This is a genomic window from Vibrio sp. 10N.261.51.C6 (assembly GCF_041471785.1).
GTDB classification, from domain to species: Bacteria; Pseudomonadota; Gammaproteobacteria; order Enterobacterales; family Vibrionaceae; genus Vibrio; species Vibrio crassostreae_C.
On record NZ_JBFRPB010000035.1, the window covers coordinates 1 to 16,650 of the forward strand.

Annotated in this window: 11 protein-coding genes; 5 read left to right on the plus strand and 6 right to left on the minus strand. The window is 44.1% G+C overall.

Going from position 1 to position 16,650, the window contains the following annotated elements:
• Positions 1 to 121: 121 nt before the first annotated feature.
• Positions 122 to 1,066 (minus strand): 23S rRNA pseudouridine(955/2504/2580) synthase RluC, encoded by a 945-nt coding sequence (gene rluC / locus AB4375_RS09845; protein ID WP_017054981.1) that lies wholly within the window; start codon positions 1,064 to 1,066, stop codon positions 122 to 124.
• A 618-nt stretch (positions 1,067 to 1,684) separates the two neighbouring features.
• Here rluC and rne point away from each other — a divergent pair.
• Together rne and AB4375_RS09855 are read left to right on the plus strand one after the other, a co-directional pair.
• Entirely contained in the window at positions 1,685 to 4,852 is a 3,168-nt protein-coding gene (gene rne, locus AB4375_RS09850; RefSeq protein WP_372051464.1) for a ribonuclease E, read from the plus strand.
• Between the two features lie 258 nt (positions 4,853 to 5,110).
• Positions 5,111 to 6,658 carry a SulP family inorganic anion transporter gene (locus AB4375_RS09855; RefSeq protein ID WP_017062156.1) on the plus strand — a complete coding sequence of 516 codons (1,548 nt, stop codon included), beginning with the start codon at positions 5,111 to 5,113 and terminating at the stop codon, positions 6,656 to 6,658.
• Positions 6,659 to 6,772: 114 nt separating this feature from the next.
• On the opposite strand, the gene AB4375_RS09860 is transcribed toward AB4375_RS09855, so the two are convergent.
• Positions 6,773 to 7,222 (minus strand): low molecular weight protein-tyrosine-phosphatase, encoded by a 450-nt coding sequence (locus AB4375_RS09860; RefSeq protein ID WP_372051466.1) that lies wholly within the window; start codon positions 7,220 to 7,222, stop codon positions 6,773 to 6,775.
• A gap of 84 nt (positions 7,223 to 7,306) precedes the next feature.
• Here AB4375_RS09860 and cobO point away from each other — a divergent pair, with 84 nt between their 5' ends.
• Positions 7,307 to 7,912, plus strand: coding sequence for a cob(I)yrinic acid a,c-diamide adenosyltransferase (cobO, locus tag AB4375_RS09865; RefSeq protein ID WP_017062158.1), 606 nt, complete (start codon positions 7,307 to 7,309; stop codon positions 7,910 to 7,912).
• A gap of 223 nt (positions 7,913 to 8,135) precedes the next feature.
• Here the strand turns inward: cobO and AB4375_RS09870 are convergent, their stop codons facing one another.
• The 3 genes from AB4375_RS09870 to apbC form a co-directional block, all read right to left on the minus strand.
• Positions 8,136 to 10,274, minus strand: coding sequence for an AsmA family protein (locus tag AB4375_RS09870; RefSeq protein WP_372051468.1), 2,139 nt, complete (start codon positions 10,272 to 10,274; stop codon positions 8,136 to 8,138).
• Between the two features lie 106 nt (positions 10,275 to 10,380).
• The gene (gene udk, locus AB4375_RS09875; protein ID WP_004734002.1) at positions 10,381 to 11,022 is read right to left on the minus strand and encodes a uridine kinase; all 642 of its coding nucleotides are present in this window, start codon (positions 11,020 to 11,022) and stop codon (positions 10,381 to 10,383) included.
• 276 nt (positions 11,023 to 11,298) lie between these two features.
• On the minus strand, positions 11,299 to 12,375 hold the full coding sequence (gene apbC, locus AB4375_RS09880; RefSeq protein WP_009848619.1) for an iron-sulfur cluster carrier protein ApbC: 1,077 nt from the start codon (positions 12,373 to 12,375) through the stop codon (positions 11,299 to 11,301).
• A gap of 157 nt (positions 12,376 to 12,532) precedes the next feature.
• Between apbC and metG the strand changes: the two genes are divergently transcribed.
• Together metG and AB4375_RS09890 are read left to right on the plus strand one after the other, a co-directional pair.
• Complete coding sequence (gene metG, locus AB4375_RS09885; protein WP_372051470.1) at positions 12,533 to 14,593, plus strand: methionine--tRNA ligase; 2,061 nt, start codon at positions 12,533 to 12,535, stop codon at positions 14,591 to 14,593.
• A 221-nt stretch (positions 14,594 to 14,814) separates the two neighbouring features.
• Positions 14,815 to 15,294 (plus strand): DUF1456 family protein, encoded by a 480-nt coding sequence (locus AB4375_RS09890; protein WP_372051471.1) that lies wholly within the window; start codon positions 14,815 to 14,817, stop codon positions 15,292 to 15,294.
• A 201-nt stretch (positions 15,295 to 15,495) separates the two neighbouring features.
• Here AB4375_RS09890 and fadR read toward each other — a convergent pair whose 3' ends face one another.
• Complete coding sequence (gene fadR / locus AB4375_RS09895; RefSeq protein ID WP_017062161.1) at positions 15,496 to 16,335, minus strand: fatty acid metabolism transcriptional regulator FadR; 840 nt, start codon at positions 16,333 to 16,335, stop codon at positions 15,496 to 15,498.
• Positions 16,336 to 16,650: the final 315 nt, after the last annotated feature.

Below are 16,650 nucleotides of genomic sequence, written 5' to 3' on the forward strand. Positions count from 1 at the left end.
CGCCATGCTCGGCGCACAAACAAAAAAGGTTGACGATATTCGTCAACCTTTCTCATTTATGGATACTGAAGAACAAATTTAGAGGCACTCTATACCTTCGTATCTCGTATCTCGTATCTTCTTAAAGCTTACGTAAACCAGTTAGGGCTTTCTCTAGCCTTCTTTCCATTGGCGCCGAGATATCCATCTTCTCTTCACTACCTGGGTGTGTGAACTTGATGTTTGCTGCATGTAGGAACAGACGATCAAGACCAACCTTACCCGTGTAAGCGTCAAAACGACGATCACCGTAGCGATCATCCCAAGCAATTGGGTGACCAGTATACTGAGCGTGCACACGAATTTGGTGTGTTCGGCCTGTAATTGGGCTTGCTTGAATCAACGTCGCCTCTTGGAATTTTTCTAAAACCTTAAAACGGGTTTCAGAAGCTTTACCATTCGGGTTAACTCGAACAATGCTGTTCACTTCATTTTTCAACAAAGGTGCGTTGACGACTTTGCAGCTGTTCTTCCATTCGCCCATAACTAAAGCGAAGTAGTATTTTTGAACCGTTTTTTCACGGAACTGTGCTTGAAGGTGTCTTAGCGCCGAGCGCTTCTTAGCAACAAGCAAAATGCCAGACGTATCTCTATCGATACGGTGCACTAATTCAAGAAAACGAGCATCAGGGCGAAGAGCACGTAATGCTTCAATCGCGCCAAATTTTAATCCGCTACCACCATGAACAGCAGTGCCAGACGGTTTGTTAAGAATTAGCATGTGATCATCTTCATAAATGATGCACTGTTCTAATTCTGAAACCTTATTGAGTTTCGTGCTCGGCACGTTCTCTTCTGTTTTCTCTTCAATAGTAACCGGAGGGATACGAACTAAATCGCCAGCTTTTAGTTTGTACTCAGCCTTGATGCGTTTTTTATTTACGCGGACTTCGCCTTTACGCACGATTCGGTAAATCATGCTTTTCGGGATGTTTTTTAATTGGTTGCGTAAGAAGTTATCAATACGCTGACCAGCCATATCTTCGTCAATGTCGACGAATTGGACTTGGGTTCTAATTTCGCTCATTGCGCTATTGTATCACTGTCACTTTTGATAATTGAGATTTTCTTAGCCCTATTCCGAACTTATTTATCCCTAATCCTTACCGATCTATCCCAAAATGGTCATTGAAGTTCTATATTTCTTTGATTCTTCGAACAAAAAAGCATCAAGATTCCTGCAAATTAAAATATCAATTGATAAATTATTTATAGACAGTGAGTTAGAGCTATCAAAACCCAAACAAAAACTGTTTTTTTTACAGCATTCCGACAAAGCAGATTGCTGTGTTTACCGACCGCTGCTATAGTTCACAGCTGCTATCAATGGTTTGACTATTATTTAAACAGCTAACCATTCATAAGCAAGTAAATGAGTAGATAACTCAGATTAGACAGTGCTGCAATCGGCGTAAGACACGGTCAACTGAGTTCCTTATCGCTCTACTCACGTACACTCATGTTGAGTATTCACCGCCACATCGCGGATCATAGGCTAACACCCTATGATGACTGACGTGCCCCAGAGCATCCCTCTCCAGCCGGGAGGCTGCACCGATAAAGCCATGGGATCTGGCACCATGAGAAACGAAATAAAGCGATAAGAACAATGATGAAAATAAGAAAAGACAATGAGAACTTCTAAATGAAAAGAATGTTAATTAACGCAACTCAAAAAGAAGAGTTGCGTGTCGCTTTGGTTGATGGCCAACGACTGTTCGATCTAGATATCGAAAGTCCAGGTCACGAGTCAAAGAAAGCGAATATCTACAAAGGACGTATTACCCGTATTGAACCAAGCCTAGAAGCGGCATTCGTTGATTACGGCGCAGAACGTCACGGTTTCCTCCCTCTTAAAGAAATTGCCCGCGAATACTTCCCTGAAGGTTATACATACCAAGGCCGTCCTAGCATTAAAGAAGTGCTAAAAGAAGGCCAAGAAGTAATCGTACAAGTAGAGAAAGAAGAACGTGGTAGCAAAGGTGCTGCACTGACAACTTTCATCTCTTTGGCTGGTAGTTACTTAGTTCTTATGCCTAATAACCCTCGTGCTGGCGGTATTTCTCGTCGTATCGAAGGTGATGAACGCACTCAACTGAAAGCAGCATTAAGCACTCTTGAGCTTCCTCAAGGTATGGGCTTAATCGTGCGTACAGCGGGTGTTGGCAAAAGCGCAGAAGAGCTAGAGTGGGACCTGAATGTTCTATTGAACCATTGGGGCGCTATCAAGCAAGCTTCTGATTCAAATGCAGCTCCTTTCCTAATTCACCAAGAGAGTAACGTTATTGTTCGCGCAATTCGTGACTACCTACGTCGTGATATTGGCGAGATTCTAATCGACAGCAATACTATTTTTGAACGTGCACAAGCGCACATTCAATTAATACGCCCAGATTTCATGAATCGCGTTAAGAAATACGATGGTGAAGTGCCACTATTCAGCCATTACCAGATTGAAAGCCAGATCGAATCTGCTTTCCAACGTGAAGTTCGTCTTCCATCTGGTGGTTCTATCGTAATCGACCCAACAGAAGCACTGACTTCTATCGATATCAACTCTGCTCGTGCAACAAAGGGCGGCGATATTGAAGAAACAGCACTTAACACTAACCTAGAAGCTGCCGATGAAATTGCACGTCAATTACGTCTACGTGACCTAGGTGGTCTTGTTGTAATCGACTTTATCGATATGACCCCGGTTCGCCACCAACGCGAAGTAGAAAGCCGTCTACGTGATGCCGTTCGTTTAGATCGCGCACGTGTTCAGATTGGTCGTATTTCTCGCTTTGGTCTTCTAGAGATGTCTCGTCAACGTTTGAGCCCATCACTAGCAGAAGCAAGCCACCACATTTGTCCTCGTTGTACAGGTACTGGTGTTGTTCGTGATAACGAATCTCTAGCACTTTCTGTTCTACGTTTGATTGAAGAAGAAGCTCTAAAAGACAACACAGCACAAGTACTTGCTGTTGTGCCTGTTCCAATCGCTTCTTACCTTCTGAACGAAAAACGTCGCTCAGTAAACCACATCGAGAAGAACCAAGAAGTTAAGATCACTGTTGTTCCTAACTCAGACATGGAAACGCCGCATTTTGAGGTTATCCGTGTTCGTGAAGGTGAAGAGTTCGATCTACTATCTTACTTGCTGCCTAACAAGCTAGAAGCTCTAAAAGAAGCGGAAAGCAAAGAGCCTGCTGAACAGACTATTCGTCCTAAGAAGATCGAAGAACCTGCTCTGAAAGGCTTCGCAGCTCCTGCTCAATCAGCACCAACTCCTGCTCCAGCACCTAAAGCTGTAGAAGAGAAGAAAGCTGAACCAGCAGCGACTCAAGAACCAGGCCTAATTGGTCGTTTCTTCAAAGCTATCGGTAGCTTCTTATTTGGCTCTTCAACTCAAGAAGAGAAAAAAGAAGAAGAGAAGAAAGAAGAAGAAAAACCTAAAAACAATCGTAACAACGGCAACCGTCAACGCCGTGATCGTAACGATAACCGTCGTCGTAACCAACGTGGTGAGCGTGGCGATCAGCGTAACGACCGTGGTGAACGTGGTGACAATCGTAACGAAAACCGTGACAACAAACGCCGCCGTAAGCCAGCTCGTGATGAGAAGCCTGAAGAGCAAAAAGAAGCAGCTCCACAGCAAACTCGTCAGCCTCGCAAGCCTAAGCAAGACCGTCGCAACAAGCCACGTGATGAGCAGAAGCAACGCGAAGAGCAAGCACCATCTAAATTAGCAGAAGAAGGTCTACAGCTAGCAGCAGAAGCACAAGCTGGTAAACCGGAAGCGCCTAAGGCTAAACCTGAAGCGAAAGCAGCTAAGATTAAAGAGCGTCGTCAGCGTCGTAAACTGAACAAGCAAGTTCGTGTTAAAGACCAACAAGCTCAAGGTGAAGATAACGCTTCAAAAGAGCAGGTTGCTGCTAAAGAACTATCGGTTTCAAAAGAACAGTCAGTAGCTCACGAGCAAAAAGTTGCGGAACAAGTAGAAGCAACTCAAGCGAATGCAGAGCAAACTGAACAGGAAGAGCCGAAACAACGTCGTAACCGTCGTTCTCCACGTCACCTACGTGCAAGTGGTCAACGTCGTCGTCGCGGTCGTGATCGTCGCCCTAACCCATTCCGCCTACGTAAAGGTGGTGTAGCTTCTCCAGAGATGGCTATGGGTAAAGTGATGCCTCGCTTCATTCCAAAACCTCACCACAAGCAGGCAAAGCCTGAAGTGGCTGAAGTTCAAGTAGCAGCTGAAGCTCAAACATCTGTTCAAGAGCAGAATGTTCCTCTAGAGACGGCACCACAAAGCAACGTAGCAATGACTGGCGGCTTCGCATGTCCAGAGCTTGCAATGGGTAAAGTTATCATCCGTCGTGAAGATGCTGCTGTTGAAGCTCAAGTCGCTGATACTCCTGCTGTAGTTGAAGCTCCTGCAGTCGTTGAAGAAGCAACAGTGGTTGTTGAAACCGCGAAAGTTGAAGCTCCAGTGATTGCAGAAGCGACGAAAGTTGAAGCGCCTGTTGTAGCAGAAGCTGTGCAAGCAGAAGCAACACCAGTTGTTGAAGCTGAAGCGCCTAAAGCTGAAAGTGCAAAAGTTGAAGAAGCACCTGTTGTTAAAGCAGAAGCTCCTAAAGCGGCACCAAAGGCAGCTGTTGCTAAGAAGCAAGCCGGTTCACCAATGACTAAAGCTCCTGGTCCTCAAGAGATCAAAGAGATTGAAGTGATTGCAGCTCCGTTCCGCACTGAACGTTTTGTATCGAAAGGTGCAGGCAGTCAGGCAGCGTCGAACAAAGCTGGCGCGGCGATGACTAAGCCAAACTACTAGTGATTACTGATAGGTAATCGCGAGTAAATAGAATCAAAGGCTGCTTATTAAAGCAGCCTTTTTCATATCTACTAATCGAATAAAAATTAACAGATATATTACTCAAAGTTAGGTTCAACCTTGAACTTAATCACATTTTTGGGTAGCATTCGCGCACTTATCTTTTCGACACTTCGCTATTGCCGCTCTTTTCCATCACTGTTTGGCTACGCAATACACCCGTGTCGGTAAATCCATCTTAAGCATAGCTGAGCAAACATGTTCGAATTCCCACAATTTTCAAAGCACTCTGTAAAGAATGACGTGCTTTCAGGTCTTACAGTAGCCCTGGCTCTGGTACCTGAAGCTGTAGCATTCGCCTTTGTTGCTGGCGTTGACCCAATGGTTGGTCTTTATGCAGCATTCATCGTAGGTTTAATCACTTCTGTCTTTGGCGGCCGTCCAGGTATGATTTCTGGCGCAACCGGCGCAATGGCCGTTGTAATGGTGAGCCTAGTGGCAACCCATGGTGTTCAATACCTATTCGCAGCCGTTATGCTGGCTGGCCTTCTGCAAATTGCAGCAGGTGTATTTAAACTAGGTAAATTTATCCGTATCGTTCCACACCCAGTAATGATTGGTTTCGTGAACGGTTTGGCCATTGTTATCTTCCTAGCTCAACTTGGTCAATTTAAAGCGCCAGACGTAACAGGTGCGTTGACTTGGTTACCAAGCGGTCAAATGACACTAATGCTAGGTCTAGTAGCCCTTACAATGGCTATCATCCACTTCCTACCTAAGCTAACAACAGCAGTACCATCTTCATTAGTTGCTATTGTTACAGTAACGGCTTTGGTTGTGGGTCTTGACCTTGAAACTCGCACTGTTGTCGACTTCCTACGTACAATGTCTGGTGACGAAGCTGCTACGCTAGCGGGCTCTCTTCCAACATTCTCAATTCCTGCTGTTCCGTTTTCTTTAGATACACTACAGATCATCCTGCCTTACGCAATTATCCTTGCGGCTATCGGCCTGATTGAATCTCTGCTGACACTGACAGTACTAGACGAAATGACAAACACTCGTGGTCAATCTAACCGTGAATGTGTTGGTCAAGGTATGGCTAACGTAACGTGTTCTGTATTCGGTGCGATGGGTGGTTGTGCGATGATCGGTCAATCGATGATCAACGTAAACTCAGGTGGTCGTGGTCGTCTTTCAGGTATCGTCGCCGCAGTTGCACTACTGATGTTTATCCTGTTCGGTTCTGCACTGATTGAAATGATTCCTCTAGCAGCACTTGTGGGCGTAATGTTCATGGTTGTTATCGGCACATTTGAATGGGCAACCTTCAAGCTTGCGCGTCGCGTTCCTAAACAAGACTTCTTCGTTATCGTTCTTGTTACCGTAGTAACAGTACTGACTGATCTTGCTGTGGCAGTAGGTGTTGGTGTTGTCGCTTCTGCGCTAATGTTTGCTTGGCAACATGCTAAACACATCTACGCAGATACATCAGTAAACGCTGAAGGCTCAAAAGAGTACAAAGTTAACGGCCCAATCTTCTTTGGTTCAACGGCTAACTTCCTAGAGTTGTTTGACGCATACAACGATCCACAAGATGTAATCGTTGATTTCGCAAACTCACGCGTGACTGACCACTCTGCAATTGAAGCGATCGACACGATTGCTGACCGTTACGCGGCGCTAGGTAAAACACTTCACCTTCGCCACCTAAGCCAAGACTGTGTTGCTATGCTGCACAAAGCAGGTAGCTTAGTTGAAGCGAACGTTGCAGAAGACCCAATCTACAAAGTAATGTCTAAGTAATCTTAGCTGTAGCTTTAAGTTAGATTTAGAGAGGCCGACATTCAATGTCGGCCTTTTTTATACCTATCGGTCAGCCCTTACGCTGATAACAAAACGACGTACATTGTTCCTACACTACATCGAACGCAGTATCGCTTCGCTAGACTCTTCGATTAAATCCAACACCAATTCAAAACCATTTCCCTCACCATAATACGGATCGGGGATCTCTTGATATTGTGACTCTCCAAAGCTTAAAAATAACGCAAGCTTGTATTGGAAGTGAGCTGGACACTGGCTCATTAAGTCGTCTAAATTGGCTCTATCTGCCGCGAGTATCAGGTCAAATTCTTCGAAGTCATTATCAACCACTTTACGAGAAGTAATCCCCTTAAAGCTGTAGCCTCGCTTCTCTCCTACAGATTTGGATCGCGAGTCTGGCGGGTTGCCTTGATGAAAACCAATCGTCCCCGCAGAGTCGACCACAACATCAATATCCAGCTGTTGCGCTTTCTTCCTTAGCACCGCTTCACCTGTTGGCGAGCGGCAAATATTCCCCATACAAACTACGAGTATCTTTTTCATCCCTAATCACCTGTTCTTCCGATGGTTTTTGCTATCGTTAAGTTAGGCTATGATAGACGCAATCACAACTTAAAAGGATTTGTTATGTCGACTGAAGACAACAAAGAACAACGCCACAAAGCAAGACAACAGAAAGTAAAAGAACAAGTCGATGCACGTGTCGCTGCAGCACAAGAAGTAAAAGGCCTATTGCTGGTCATCACGGGTAACGGTAAAGGTAAATCAACATCCGGTTTTGGTACGATTACACGTGCAGTTGGTCATGGTAAGAAATGCGCCGTTGCTCAGTTTGTTAAAGGTACCTGGGATAACGGCGAAAAAAACGTTCTGCAAAAGCTTGATGTCGAGTTCCAAGTCATGGGCACAGGCTTTACTTGGGAAACTCAGAACAAAGCGCAAGATATTGAAGCTGCGCAGCGTGTATGGAAAGAGTGCCAACGCATGCTGGCTGATGAGTCGATCGATGTGATTCTGTTTGATGAACTGACTTACATGGTTAGCTACGGTTACATCGAACTCGATGAAGTGGTTGAGGCGTTGAATAACCGCCCGAAGATGCAGTCTGTCATCATTACAGGTCGTGGCGCGCACCGTACTCTTACTGAGATAGCAGATACAGTATCTGAAGTTCGCAATGTGAAACACGCTTTTGAATCTGGTGTTAAAGCGCTACAAGGCGTTGACTGGTAATCACCTTCAACCAGAGATCCCCGACTCGGTCATTCTTCCCTCTCGAGGATGACGACCACTAGGCCGTTACGCTCTTGAACAAAGGACGACGGCCTATCGTCATTCCCTAGAGCGAGGGACGAGTGTCATAGGGAATCTCTCTTGAGTATTATCGAGCCAAAAATAAAAAGCGCCATTCCTACAACAGGAGTGGCGCTTTGTTCATTTTTAAATGAGATGAAGACTAGTTAAACAAACCTTTTAGTAGACCGTTTACTGCGTCTCTTGTTTTCTCATCTTTGATCTTGTCACCGTACTTTTCGTCTAACTTTTCTAAACCACGATCAATTTCTTTCTGTGCTTTCTGTTTCAATACATCATCAAAAACAAGTGCAAATTTCGGGGCTGCCCACTGACCTGTTACCTTAATTGGGATAGTCACATCTTTCAGGTCGTCGATGCTCTTACCGCCCTGACCTTCAAGTGAACCCACAATTGATGTACGCACAAGGAAGTCGACCGTTTCATTGATGAAGTTTGCTTTACCTTGACCTGTCACACGTAACAGTGGCGACTGTGCTGATAAGTCGTTAGTTGAAACCCAACCTTTATCCACTTTCAGCGTCGCTTTCATTGCACTGAAGTCCGTTTTTTGAGCTTCATTTGTGCTTTCAACTTTCTCGCCCTTGATCTTAGCGTAGTTTTCTCGAATCAGTTGAGCTACGTTGATGCCGTTAACTGCACCATCTTCAAAGTTAATCGCGATAGTACCGACTAGATTTTTCTTGATACCCGTCGGAGTTAGACTCTTACCTTTCACGTTGACATCAATATTACCGGTACCTTCCAGCATATCGTTATCTGCAACATCAACCAGTAACGGTTGTACTTTCACGCCTTTGATTTTCTTCTTAGCCGTGTAAGTCGCTGGTGTTTTACGAGCGTCTAACTTTGCAGTAGCAGAAATAGAACCTTGGTAAAGATTCGAGGTGAATGAGGTTAGCTCTGCGATACCACGGTTAACCGAAAATGCGGTTTTAACATTCTGCATCTTCGCGTTGTTCGCCTTGAACTTATCAATCGTGATGTCACCTTTCACGTCTAACCTTTTCAGAGCCGACAGATCAGGTTCCACTTCTTTAGCTGGATCTGAACTACCAGAACTTGACGTTGAACCACCAGCAGAACCAGAAGGCGCTGTGCTCGCTGTTTCTGTTGTATTGCCTAAGCCTAAGAATTCATCTAAATCAATATTCGGGCTATGAAGAGAGAAACGAACCTTTGGTATTTCAGATAGGATTACGTCTGCTTTACCGTCTAATGCAATAGCGTTAGCTTGTAGCTTCTCTAACACAAAGCTCAGGTGGCTCTTGTTAAGATCGAAGCTTAAGTCAGACAGCATGTCGACTTTCATTGGAGACTGAGGAAGCGTGTCGCCTTTGAATGTTGAGTCTAACGTTAACTTGTTCAGCGTTACTTTTGAAATCGCGCTATCAACAGTAAGTTCACCGCCACCTTTAAGATCAAGGTCAAGGCCAGCTGCATTACCGATTACAGCGTAAGTCAGTTGGTTTACCTTATCGAACTCAAACGTATTCAAGCCAATTTTTGCTGACTCAATCGACGTCGCTGGATCATTGAACTTAGCGTTTAAGTCGATATTACGAAGTGCGTAACTTGCAAAGCCTTCAGCTAATTTGAATTCTGCACTGCCTTGTGCAGAGAACTTCTGTTGATTGTTCTCACCAGAAGCCGCAAATGTCGCGGTTGTCCATGTATCAACGGCAAACTCAGAAAGATTCAAAGACACATCGTATAGCTTAGTGAATGAACCCGCTTGCTTGTCGTCCATTTCAAACAATGCGTTTGATACAGTTACGCCTGCAAGGTTGATCGTCCAACCCGATGCGTCTGTGGTAGTTTGCTCTTGAGGGGCAGGCGCTGATTCAGAACTTGTGCCTGCTGCAGGCTCAGATTCTTGAGGCGCTGACGCTTGCGTTAGTACATCAATGTTCTTGCGACCATCTTTAAGCGTTTCTAAATAGAATTCTGCACCATCTAGAGTAATGTTGCCGATCTCTAGTTGGTTGCTAAATAGCGGAGTAACCGAAACGTCAACGCCAACAGTATCAACCTTAAATAGGTTAGGTTGCGTAAAACCTTCAGGGTTGCGTAATTCAGTTTGACCAAGTTCAAAGCCAATGGATGGGAAGAATTGCCAGCTGATATCACCCTCGATCACTAGCTCTAGGCCTGTGTGTTTTTGGGCTTGTTCGACAATTAATGGCTTAAATTGGTTGGGATTCACTAACAGCACTAGTGCCAGAATTGCTGCAACGACAACAAACACTGGTACAGCTATGAAAATGAGTAGTTTCTTCATCCGCATATTCCTTGCTTAGATTCCAAAAGAAAGTGGCACTATAAAAGTGCCACTGATTCGGTAAAAAATAAAGCTAAGTGAGTCACTTAGGCAAAATTTTATTCGATTAAGACTTCAACAACTTCGCAATGTGCGCTTTTAGCACATCAATCGCAATACGGTTTTTACCACCACGAGGAACGATGATGTCTGCATGTTGTTTTGAAGGCTCGATAAACTGCATGAACATTGGACGTACTGTTTCTTGGTATTGCTTAAGTACAGTGTCCATTGTACGACCACGCTCTTCTACATCACGCTTAACACGGCGTAATAGACAGATGTCTAATGGTGTATCCATAAACACACTTGCGTGCATTAGTTTACGAAGACGCGGGTCTGTTAGAAGCAGAATACCCTCTAAAATGATCACTTTCTTTGGAGTAAGTGTAGTCGTTTCAGAAGTACGTGTGTGCTCTGTGTAGCTGTATTCAGGAACTTCTACGGCGTTGCCACTCATTAGCTGCTGTAGATGTTCACATAAAAGATCATGATCTAGTGCATTTGGGTGATCGTAGTTAGTTTTAACACGCTCTTCCATACTCAAGTGGCTTTGGTCGCTGTAATAGCAATCTTCCGTGATAACACCAATTTGATGGTCGCCTACTTTTTCGCGCAATTCATTATAAATTGTACTAGCAATCAGACTTTTTCCTGAAGCTGAAGCGCCAGCGATACCTACGATGACACATTGATTATTATCAGACATTAATTTTGCACCCGATATGGTTTGGTGGTGGGAAGAGATAAACCGCCTGATTATAGGGGCTAAAGCACATAGATTCTAGTCGCCATTTTAGCTAATTGCAGTCAAATTGATGATATCAATGCATTTAATGAATGCAATCGTTTGCTTTCAAATAACTTGCCTACAACTATTTGCACAAGCCCAATGGATATTGACTTAAATCCACCGCTGTTTATCTAATCCAAACTATATTTAAACGACTTTGTGATTAACTTGCGCTATTCAACCATAGATTCGTTATTCAACCATAGAGAAGTTAATCGCTTCTGGTCTCGCCTTGCCGGTCCAGAACATCTTCGCAGCCACATTCTCTGCAAGCTCTAAGTAGTGACGTGTATGTTCACTATCTGGACGACGAATCACCGTCGGGCAACCTGCATCGATATCTTCTCGCACATCAATATGAAGAGGGATCTGTGCCAAAATATCGAGGTAAAACTCTTCTGACATAGCTTCGGCACCACCAGCACCAAAGATATGCTCTTTCTCACCACAGTGACTACAAATATGATAGCTCATGTTTTCAACTAAGCCTGCGACTGGCACACTCACCTTATCAAACATCGCTACGCCTTTACGTGCATCCGCTAGCGCCAAATCTTGAGGAGTGGTCACCACTACAGCCCCGGTCACTGGGATCTGTTGCGATAACGTCAGCTGAATATCGCCCGTGCCCGGTGGCATATCAATAACTAGATAATCCAACTCTGGCCATACGGTTTCGTTAACAAGCTGACCTAAAGCCTTGGCCGCCATTGGACCGCGCCAAATCGCAGCGTCATCTTTCGACACAAGATAACCGATAGAGTGAGTGAAAATACCGTGCGCTTCGATTGGCATCATCCACTTGTTATTCTGGACTTCTGGTTTCGCATCTAATTGGCCAAGCATCATAGGTACAGAAGGACCATAGATATCCGCATCCAACAAACCCACTTTTGAACCAGACTTAGATAAAGCCAAAGCAAGGTTGACTGAAGTGGTCGATTTACCCACCCCACCCTTTGCAGATGTCACGGCGATGATGTTCTTCACCCCCTTCAATGGTGTCGCAACCGTGGTTTCTAACGCAGACGGCTTCACCTTCACTTCAAACTGAAAAGCGCTAACAAGCTGTTGTTCAATCTGAGAGTGAATCCACTGTTCCAATTCAACCGCAAGCTGATTAGCGGCAAAAGGTAAGGTGATAACAAATGATCCACGCGGATCAACCGATACAATATTTTGGTGTAGCGCCCACTCTGGGATGAGGATTGGTGACTCGAACTCATTCAACCATGAACAGAAATCTTGCTTAGAAGTAAAGTTACGCATTGGGACTCCTTTTTTTATTTATGCTATCACCCACGAGATGAAGACTGAACCCCTAAAAAACTAGGGGAATCCTTAGTCTGATACCTTGGCGTATCACACGTTATAAAGTAGTATTACCTCTCAAATTTATACCTATCAAAAAAGCGAATTATTAAGTATGGCAACTGATCCAAGACAACTTTTGGTAACTTGTGCGCTTCCGTACGCTAACGGCTCTATTCACCTTGGCCATATGCTTGAGCATATCCAAGCTGATATCTGGGTTCGATACCAGCGTCTACGTGGCAACACTGTAAACTTCATCTGTGCTGACGATGCTCACGGCACGCCAATTATGCTTAAAGCTCAACAGATGGGTATCACGCCAGAAGAGATGATCGCTGCTGTTAGTGAAGAGCACCAAAAAGACTTCGCTGGCTTTGATATCAGCTTTGATAACTACCACAGCACACACAGCGAAGAGAACCGTGAACTGGCTTCTCACATCTACTTAGAACTTAAAAAGAACGGCTTCATTTCTAGCCGCACTATTTCTCAGCTTTTCGATCCTGAGAAAGAGATGTTCCTACCAGACCGCTTCGTAAAAGGTACTTGCCCTAAGTGTAAAGCAGAAGACCAGTATGGTGATAACTGTGATAACTGTGGTGAGACATACAGCCCAACTGAGCTAATTAACCCTAAATCAGCGGTTTCTGGCGCAACTCCAGTAATGAAAGACTCTGAGCACTTCTTCTTCGACCTACCTCAGTTCGAAAGCATGCTTAAAGAGTGGACTCGTTCTGGCTCTCTACAGAATGAAACTGCAAACAAAATGCAGGAATGGTTTGAGTCTGGTCTGCAACAGTGGGATATCTCACGTGATGCACCTTACTTCGGCTTTGAAATCCCAGGCGAAAAAGACAAGTTCTTCTACGTATGGCTAGACGCACCTGTTGGCTACATGGCTTCTTTCAAGAACCTATGTGACAAACGTGACGATCTAAACTTCGATGAATACTGGAAGAAAGACAGCACAACTGAGCTTTACCACTTCATCGGTAAAGACATTGTTTACTTCCACAGCCTATTCTGGCCAGCAATGCTAGACGGCGCAGGTTTCCGTAAGCCAAACAACGTATTCGTACACGGCTACGTAACAGTGAACGGTGCGAAGATGTCTAAGTCGAAAGGCACATTCATCAAAGCAAGCACGTACCTAAAGCACCTAGACCCTGAGTGTCTACGTTACTACTACGCTGCGAAACTAAACAGCCGCATCGATGACTTAGATCTTAACCTTGAAGACTTCACTCAACGTGTAAACGCTGACGTAGTAAACAAGATTGTTAACCTAGCTTCTCGTAACGCTGGCTTCATTACTAAGCGTTTTGAAGGCAAGCTAGCTGCTGAATTTGCAGAGCCTGAGCTATACAACGAATTCGTTGCTGCTGCTGAGCGTATCGGTGAGCTATACGAAACTCGTGAATTCAGCCGTGCTATCCGTGAAATCACTGCACTAGCGGATAAAGCTAACCAGTACATCGACGAAAAAGCACCTTGGGTTCTTGCAAAAGAAGAAGGCAAAGAAGCTGAGCTTCAACAAGTTTCTTCTGTAGGTATTAACCTATTCCGCGTACTGATGGCTTACCTGAAACCAGTGATGCCAGAGCTTGCAGCTCGCACTGAAGCTTTCCTAAACGAAGAGCTAACGTGGGAAGCGATTGCTACTCCGCTAACTGATCACGAGATCACTAAGTTCAAAGCGCTATTCAACCGCATTGACCCTAAGAAAGTGGAAGCAATGGTTGAGTCTTCTAAAGAAGATGCAGCCGCTGAAGCAGCAGCGAAAGAAAAAGCAGAAGCTGAAAAAGAGCAAGCAAGCCAAACTGAGCTAGACAAAGAGCCAATCGCAGACGAGATTGAGTTCGATGCCTTTGCAGCAGTAGACATGCGTATCGCTCGTATCATCTCTTGTGAAGAAGTACCAAAAGCGAACAAACTACTGAAGTTCCAACTAGACATCGGTGGTGAGACTCGCCAAGTATTCTCTGGTATCAAATCAGCATACAAACCTGAAGAGCTAGAAGGCAAGCTAACTGTAATGGTAGCAAACCTAAAACCTCGTAAGATGAAGTTTGGTATGTCTGAAGGCATGATCCTAGCAGCGGGCCCTGGCGGCAGCGACCTATGGATCCTTGAGCCACACGAAGGTGCTCAACCTGGTATGCGTGTAATGTAATTCTGACTCCAGTCAGATAACAAGCACCCATCACTAAATCCCTAATGCATTTTTGACTTGAAAGAGTTAATCAGCATTGGGGATTTTTTATATCTACCGAAAATTAGCGTTCTCTGTTAGAGTCGCCGTCAACTATGCTATGTAGAGTAGAAATTGGTTCGTCGACAAAAATAGGCTAAACCAACACCTCTTTACTCTAAAACCCTTTTTAGGAATCCCCAGTGACTAACAACGAAATCTTGCGTCGTATTCAACACGCACTAAACCTTAAAAATGCACAAATCATCAAAGCTATCGAACAAGCTGATGTGACTGTTGCTCATGACCAAGTGAGTAACTGGCTAAAAGATGACAACGACAAGTCATGCTCTAAGATGAAAGATAAAGAGTTAGCGGTATTCCTAAATGGTTTCATCAACCTTAAGCGTGGCAAAAAAGAAGGCGAGCAACCTAAACCTGAAGTTGCACTGACGAACAACATGATCTTCATGAAGCTTCGTATCGCATTAAACATGAAAGCAGAAGATGTTTTGGACGTACTAGAAGTGGTTGGCATTAGCTTGAGCAAGTACGAAATCGGCGCTTACTTCCGCAAGCCAGAAAACAAAAACTACAAAGTGTGTGAAGACCAACTACTTTGCGATTTTCTAAACGGTGTGCAATTTACCAACCGTCCAGACTCAGAAGAGTTTACGGGTTAAGTTACTACTCCTAGATAAATTTTAAGTTGCTACACGCTACACATAGATAAATTACTCGTCATAGGTAAGTAACTGACCCACTGATAATTTTCTAGTAACGACAGATAAATAAAAAGCGGCGAGATAATTGAATTATCTCGCCGCTTTTTCGTTTTCTTTACGTCACTGACTAAACAGGAACAACAATAGTAAACCTATGGCTTAGCTGTCGTCTTCAGTGAAGTTCGTCGGCAATGTCGTTTTCATTTCATTCCAAACTTGTGCACTTGCGATACCGTAGTTACGAATCACTAATGGCAAAGTTTCGCGCTCGCCACTTTCACAGATAATGAACAACTCTTTATAAAAGTCCATCGCTAAACGTCGTGCTTCTGGGTTAGAGAAGTAGTAGCTACCGATACGGTCATAAAGTTTACGCACACCGTTAAAGATCAGGCCGTAAATCTGGTTGCCTGAGTGGAATGCCAAACGTTGGAAAAGCATGTAATCATAGAAGTTGAAAGTCTTCGCGATTAAGATCGTCTGACGTTTCGCTTCATCTTTTTCTGAATCTTCTTTTACCGCTTGTTTGATCTTGTCAGCGTATGGCGACGATTCTAGGAACTCATCCCAAGTTGGTGCCGCAAGTAGCGCTTCACAAGATTCAATCACGTTACTGATAGTACGCTCTGAAGCTTCTTTGTTTGCTTTGAATGCATAACGCATAAAGATCGGGCTGATATTAGTACGAGCAGCAAGCAGGTCTTCTACCATTTTGCTTGCGTTATCAACGTCCAACGTCATTAGCGTATCAAGGATATGAAGACCTGAGGTTTCCATAAACTGGTTAACTTTAGTTGGTTTGCCATGTTGGATTGTCAACCAACCATCACGAGCAAGACGTTGTAGTACTTCACGAAGCGTAGTACGTGTAACACCAATCAGCTCAGAAAGCTCACGCTCTGCGGGCAAGATAGAACCTGGAGGGAAACGGCCATTCCAAATACTTTCAATGATATACTTCTCTGCAAATCCTGCCGGGCTCTTCGCCTTAATGACCATCTACACTTCAATCCAATTTAATTATTCTGTTCTAATTTACTCATCATACCACTAGTTCACACCTAGCGGAAACACCCTCAAAAATTTTACTCACCCTAAACACCGTTAGAGTTATAACTCTAAAGTTCAGCACACGTTTGCACCTCAGGTTTGTAAAGCAAGCGACTCTAAACCACCATTTAAACAAACCGTTAACACAACAATTTTTCTTTAAAATCAATGGGATTGGTCATATTTTTAAAGCTATTAATTTGCAATATTAAGTTGTAATAATCATATATAAGCCGTCGTTATTCTGTAATTTTCAATCATTTC

Excerpts from the sequence above, each read along its gene's own strand:
- AB4375_RS09860 (WP_372051466.1), bottom strand. The coding sequence starts at position 7,222 with ATGAAAAAGATACTCGTAGTTTGTATGGGGAATATTTGCCGCTCGCCA.
- rluC (WP_017054981.1), bottom strand. The coding sequence starts at position 1,066 with ATGAGCGAAATTAGAACCCAAGTCCAATTCGTCGACATTGACGAAGAT.
- AB4375_RS09870 (WP_372051468.1), bottom strand. The coding sequence starts at position 10,274 with ATGAAGAAACTACTCATTTTCATAGCTGTACCAGTGTTTGTTGTCGTT.
- AB4375_RS09855 (WP_017062156.1), top strand. The coding sequence starts at position 5,111 with ATGTTCGAATTCCCACAATTTTCAAAGCACTCTGTAAAGAATGACGTG.
- rne (WP_372051464.1), top strand. The coding sequence starts at position 1,685 with ATGAAAAGAATGTTAATTAACGCAACTCAAAAAGAAGAGTTGCGTGTC.
- apbC (WP_009848619.1), bottom strand. The coding sequence starts at position 12,375 with ATGCGTAACTTTACTTCTAAGCAAGATTTCTGTTCATGGTTGAATGAG.
- fadR (WP_017062161.1), bottom strand. The coding sequence starts at position 16,335 with ATGGTCATTAAGGCGAAGAGCCCGGCAGGATTTGCAGAGAAGTATATC.
- metG (WP_372051470.1), top strand. The coding sequence starts at position 12,533 with ATGGCAACTGATCCAAGACAACTTTTGGTAACTTGTGCGCTTCCGTAC.
- cobO (WP_017062158.1), top strand. The coding sequence starts at position 7,307 with ATGTCGACTGAAGACAACAAAGAACAACGCCACAAAGCAAGACAACAG.
- udk (WP_004734002.1), bottom strand. The coding sequence starts at position 11,022 with ATGTCTGATAATAATCAATGTGTCATCGTAGGTATCGCTGGCGCTTCA.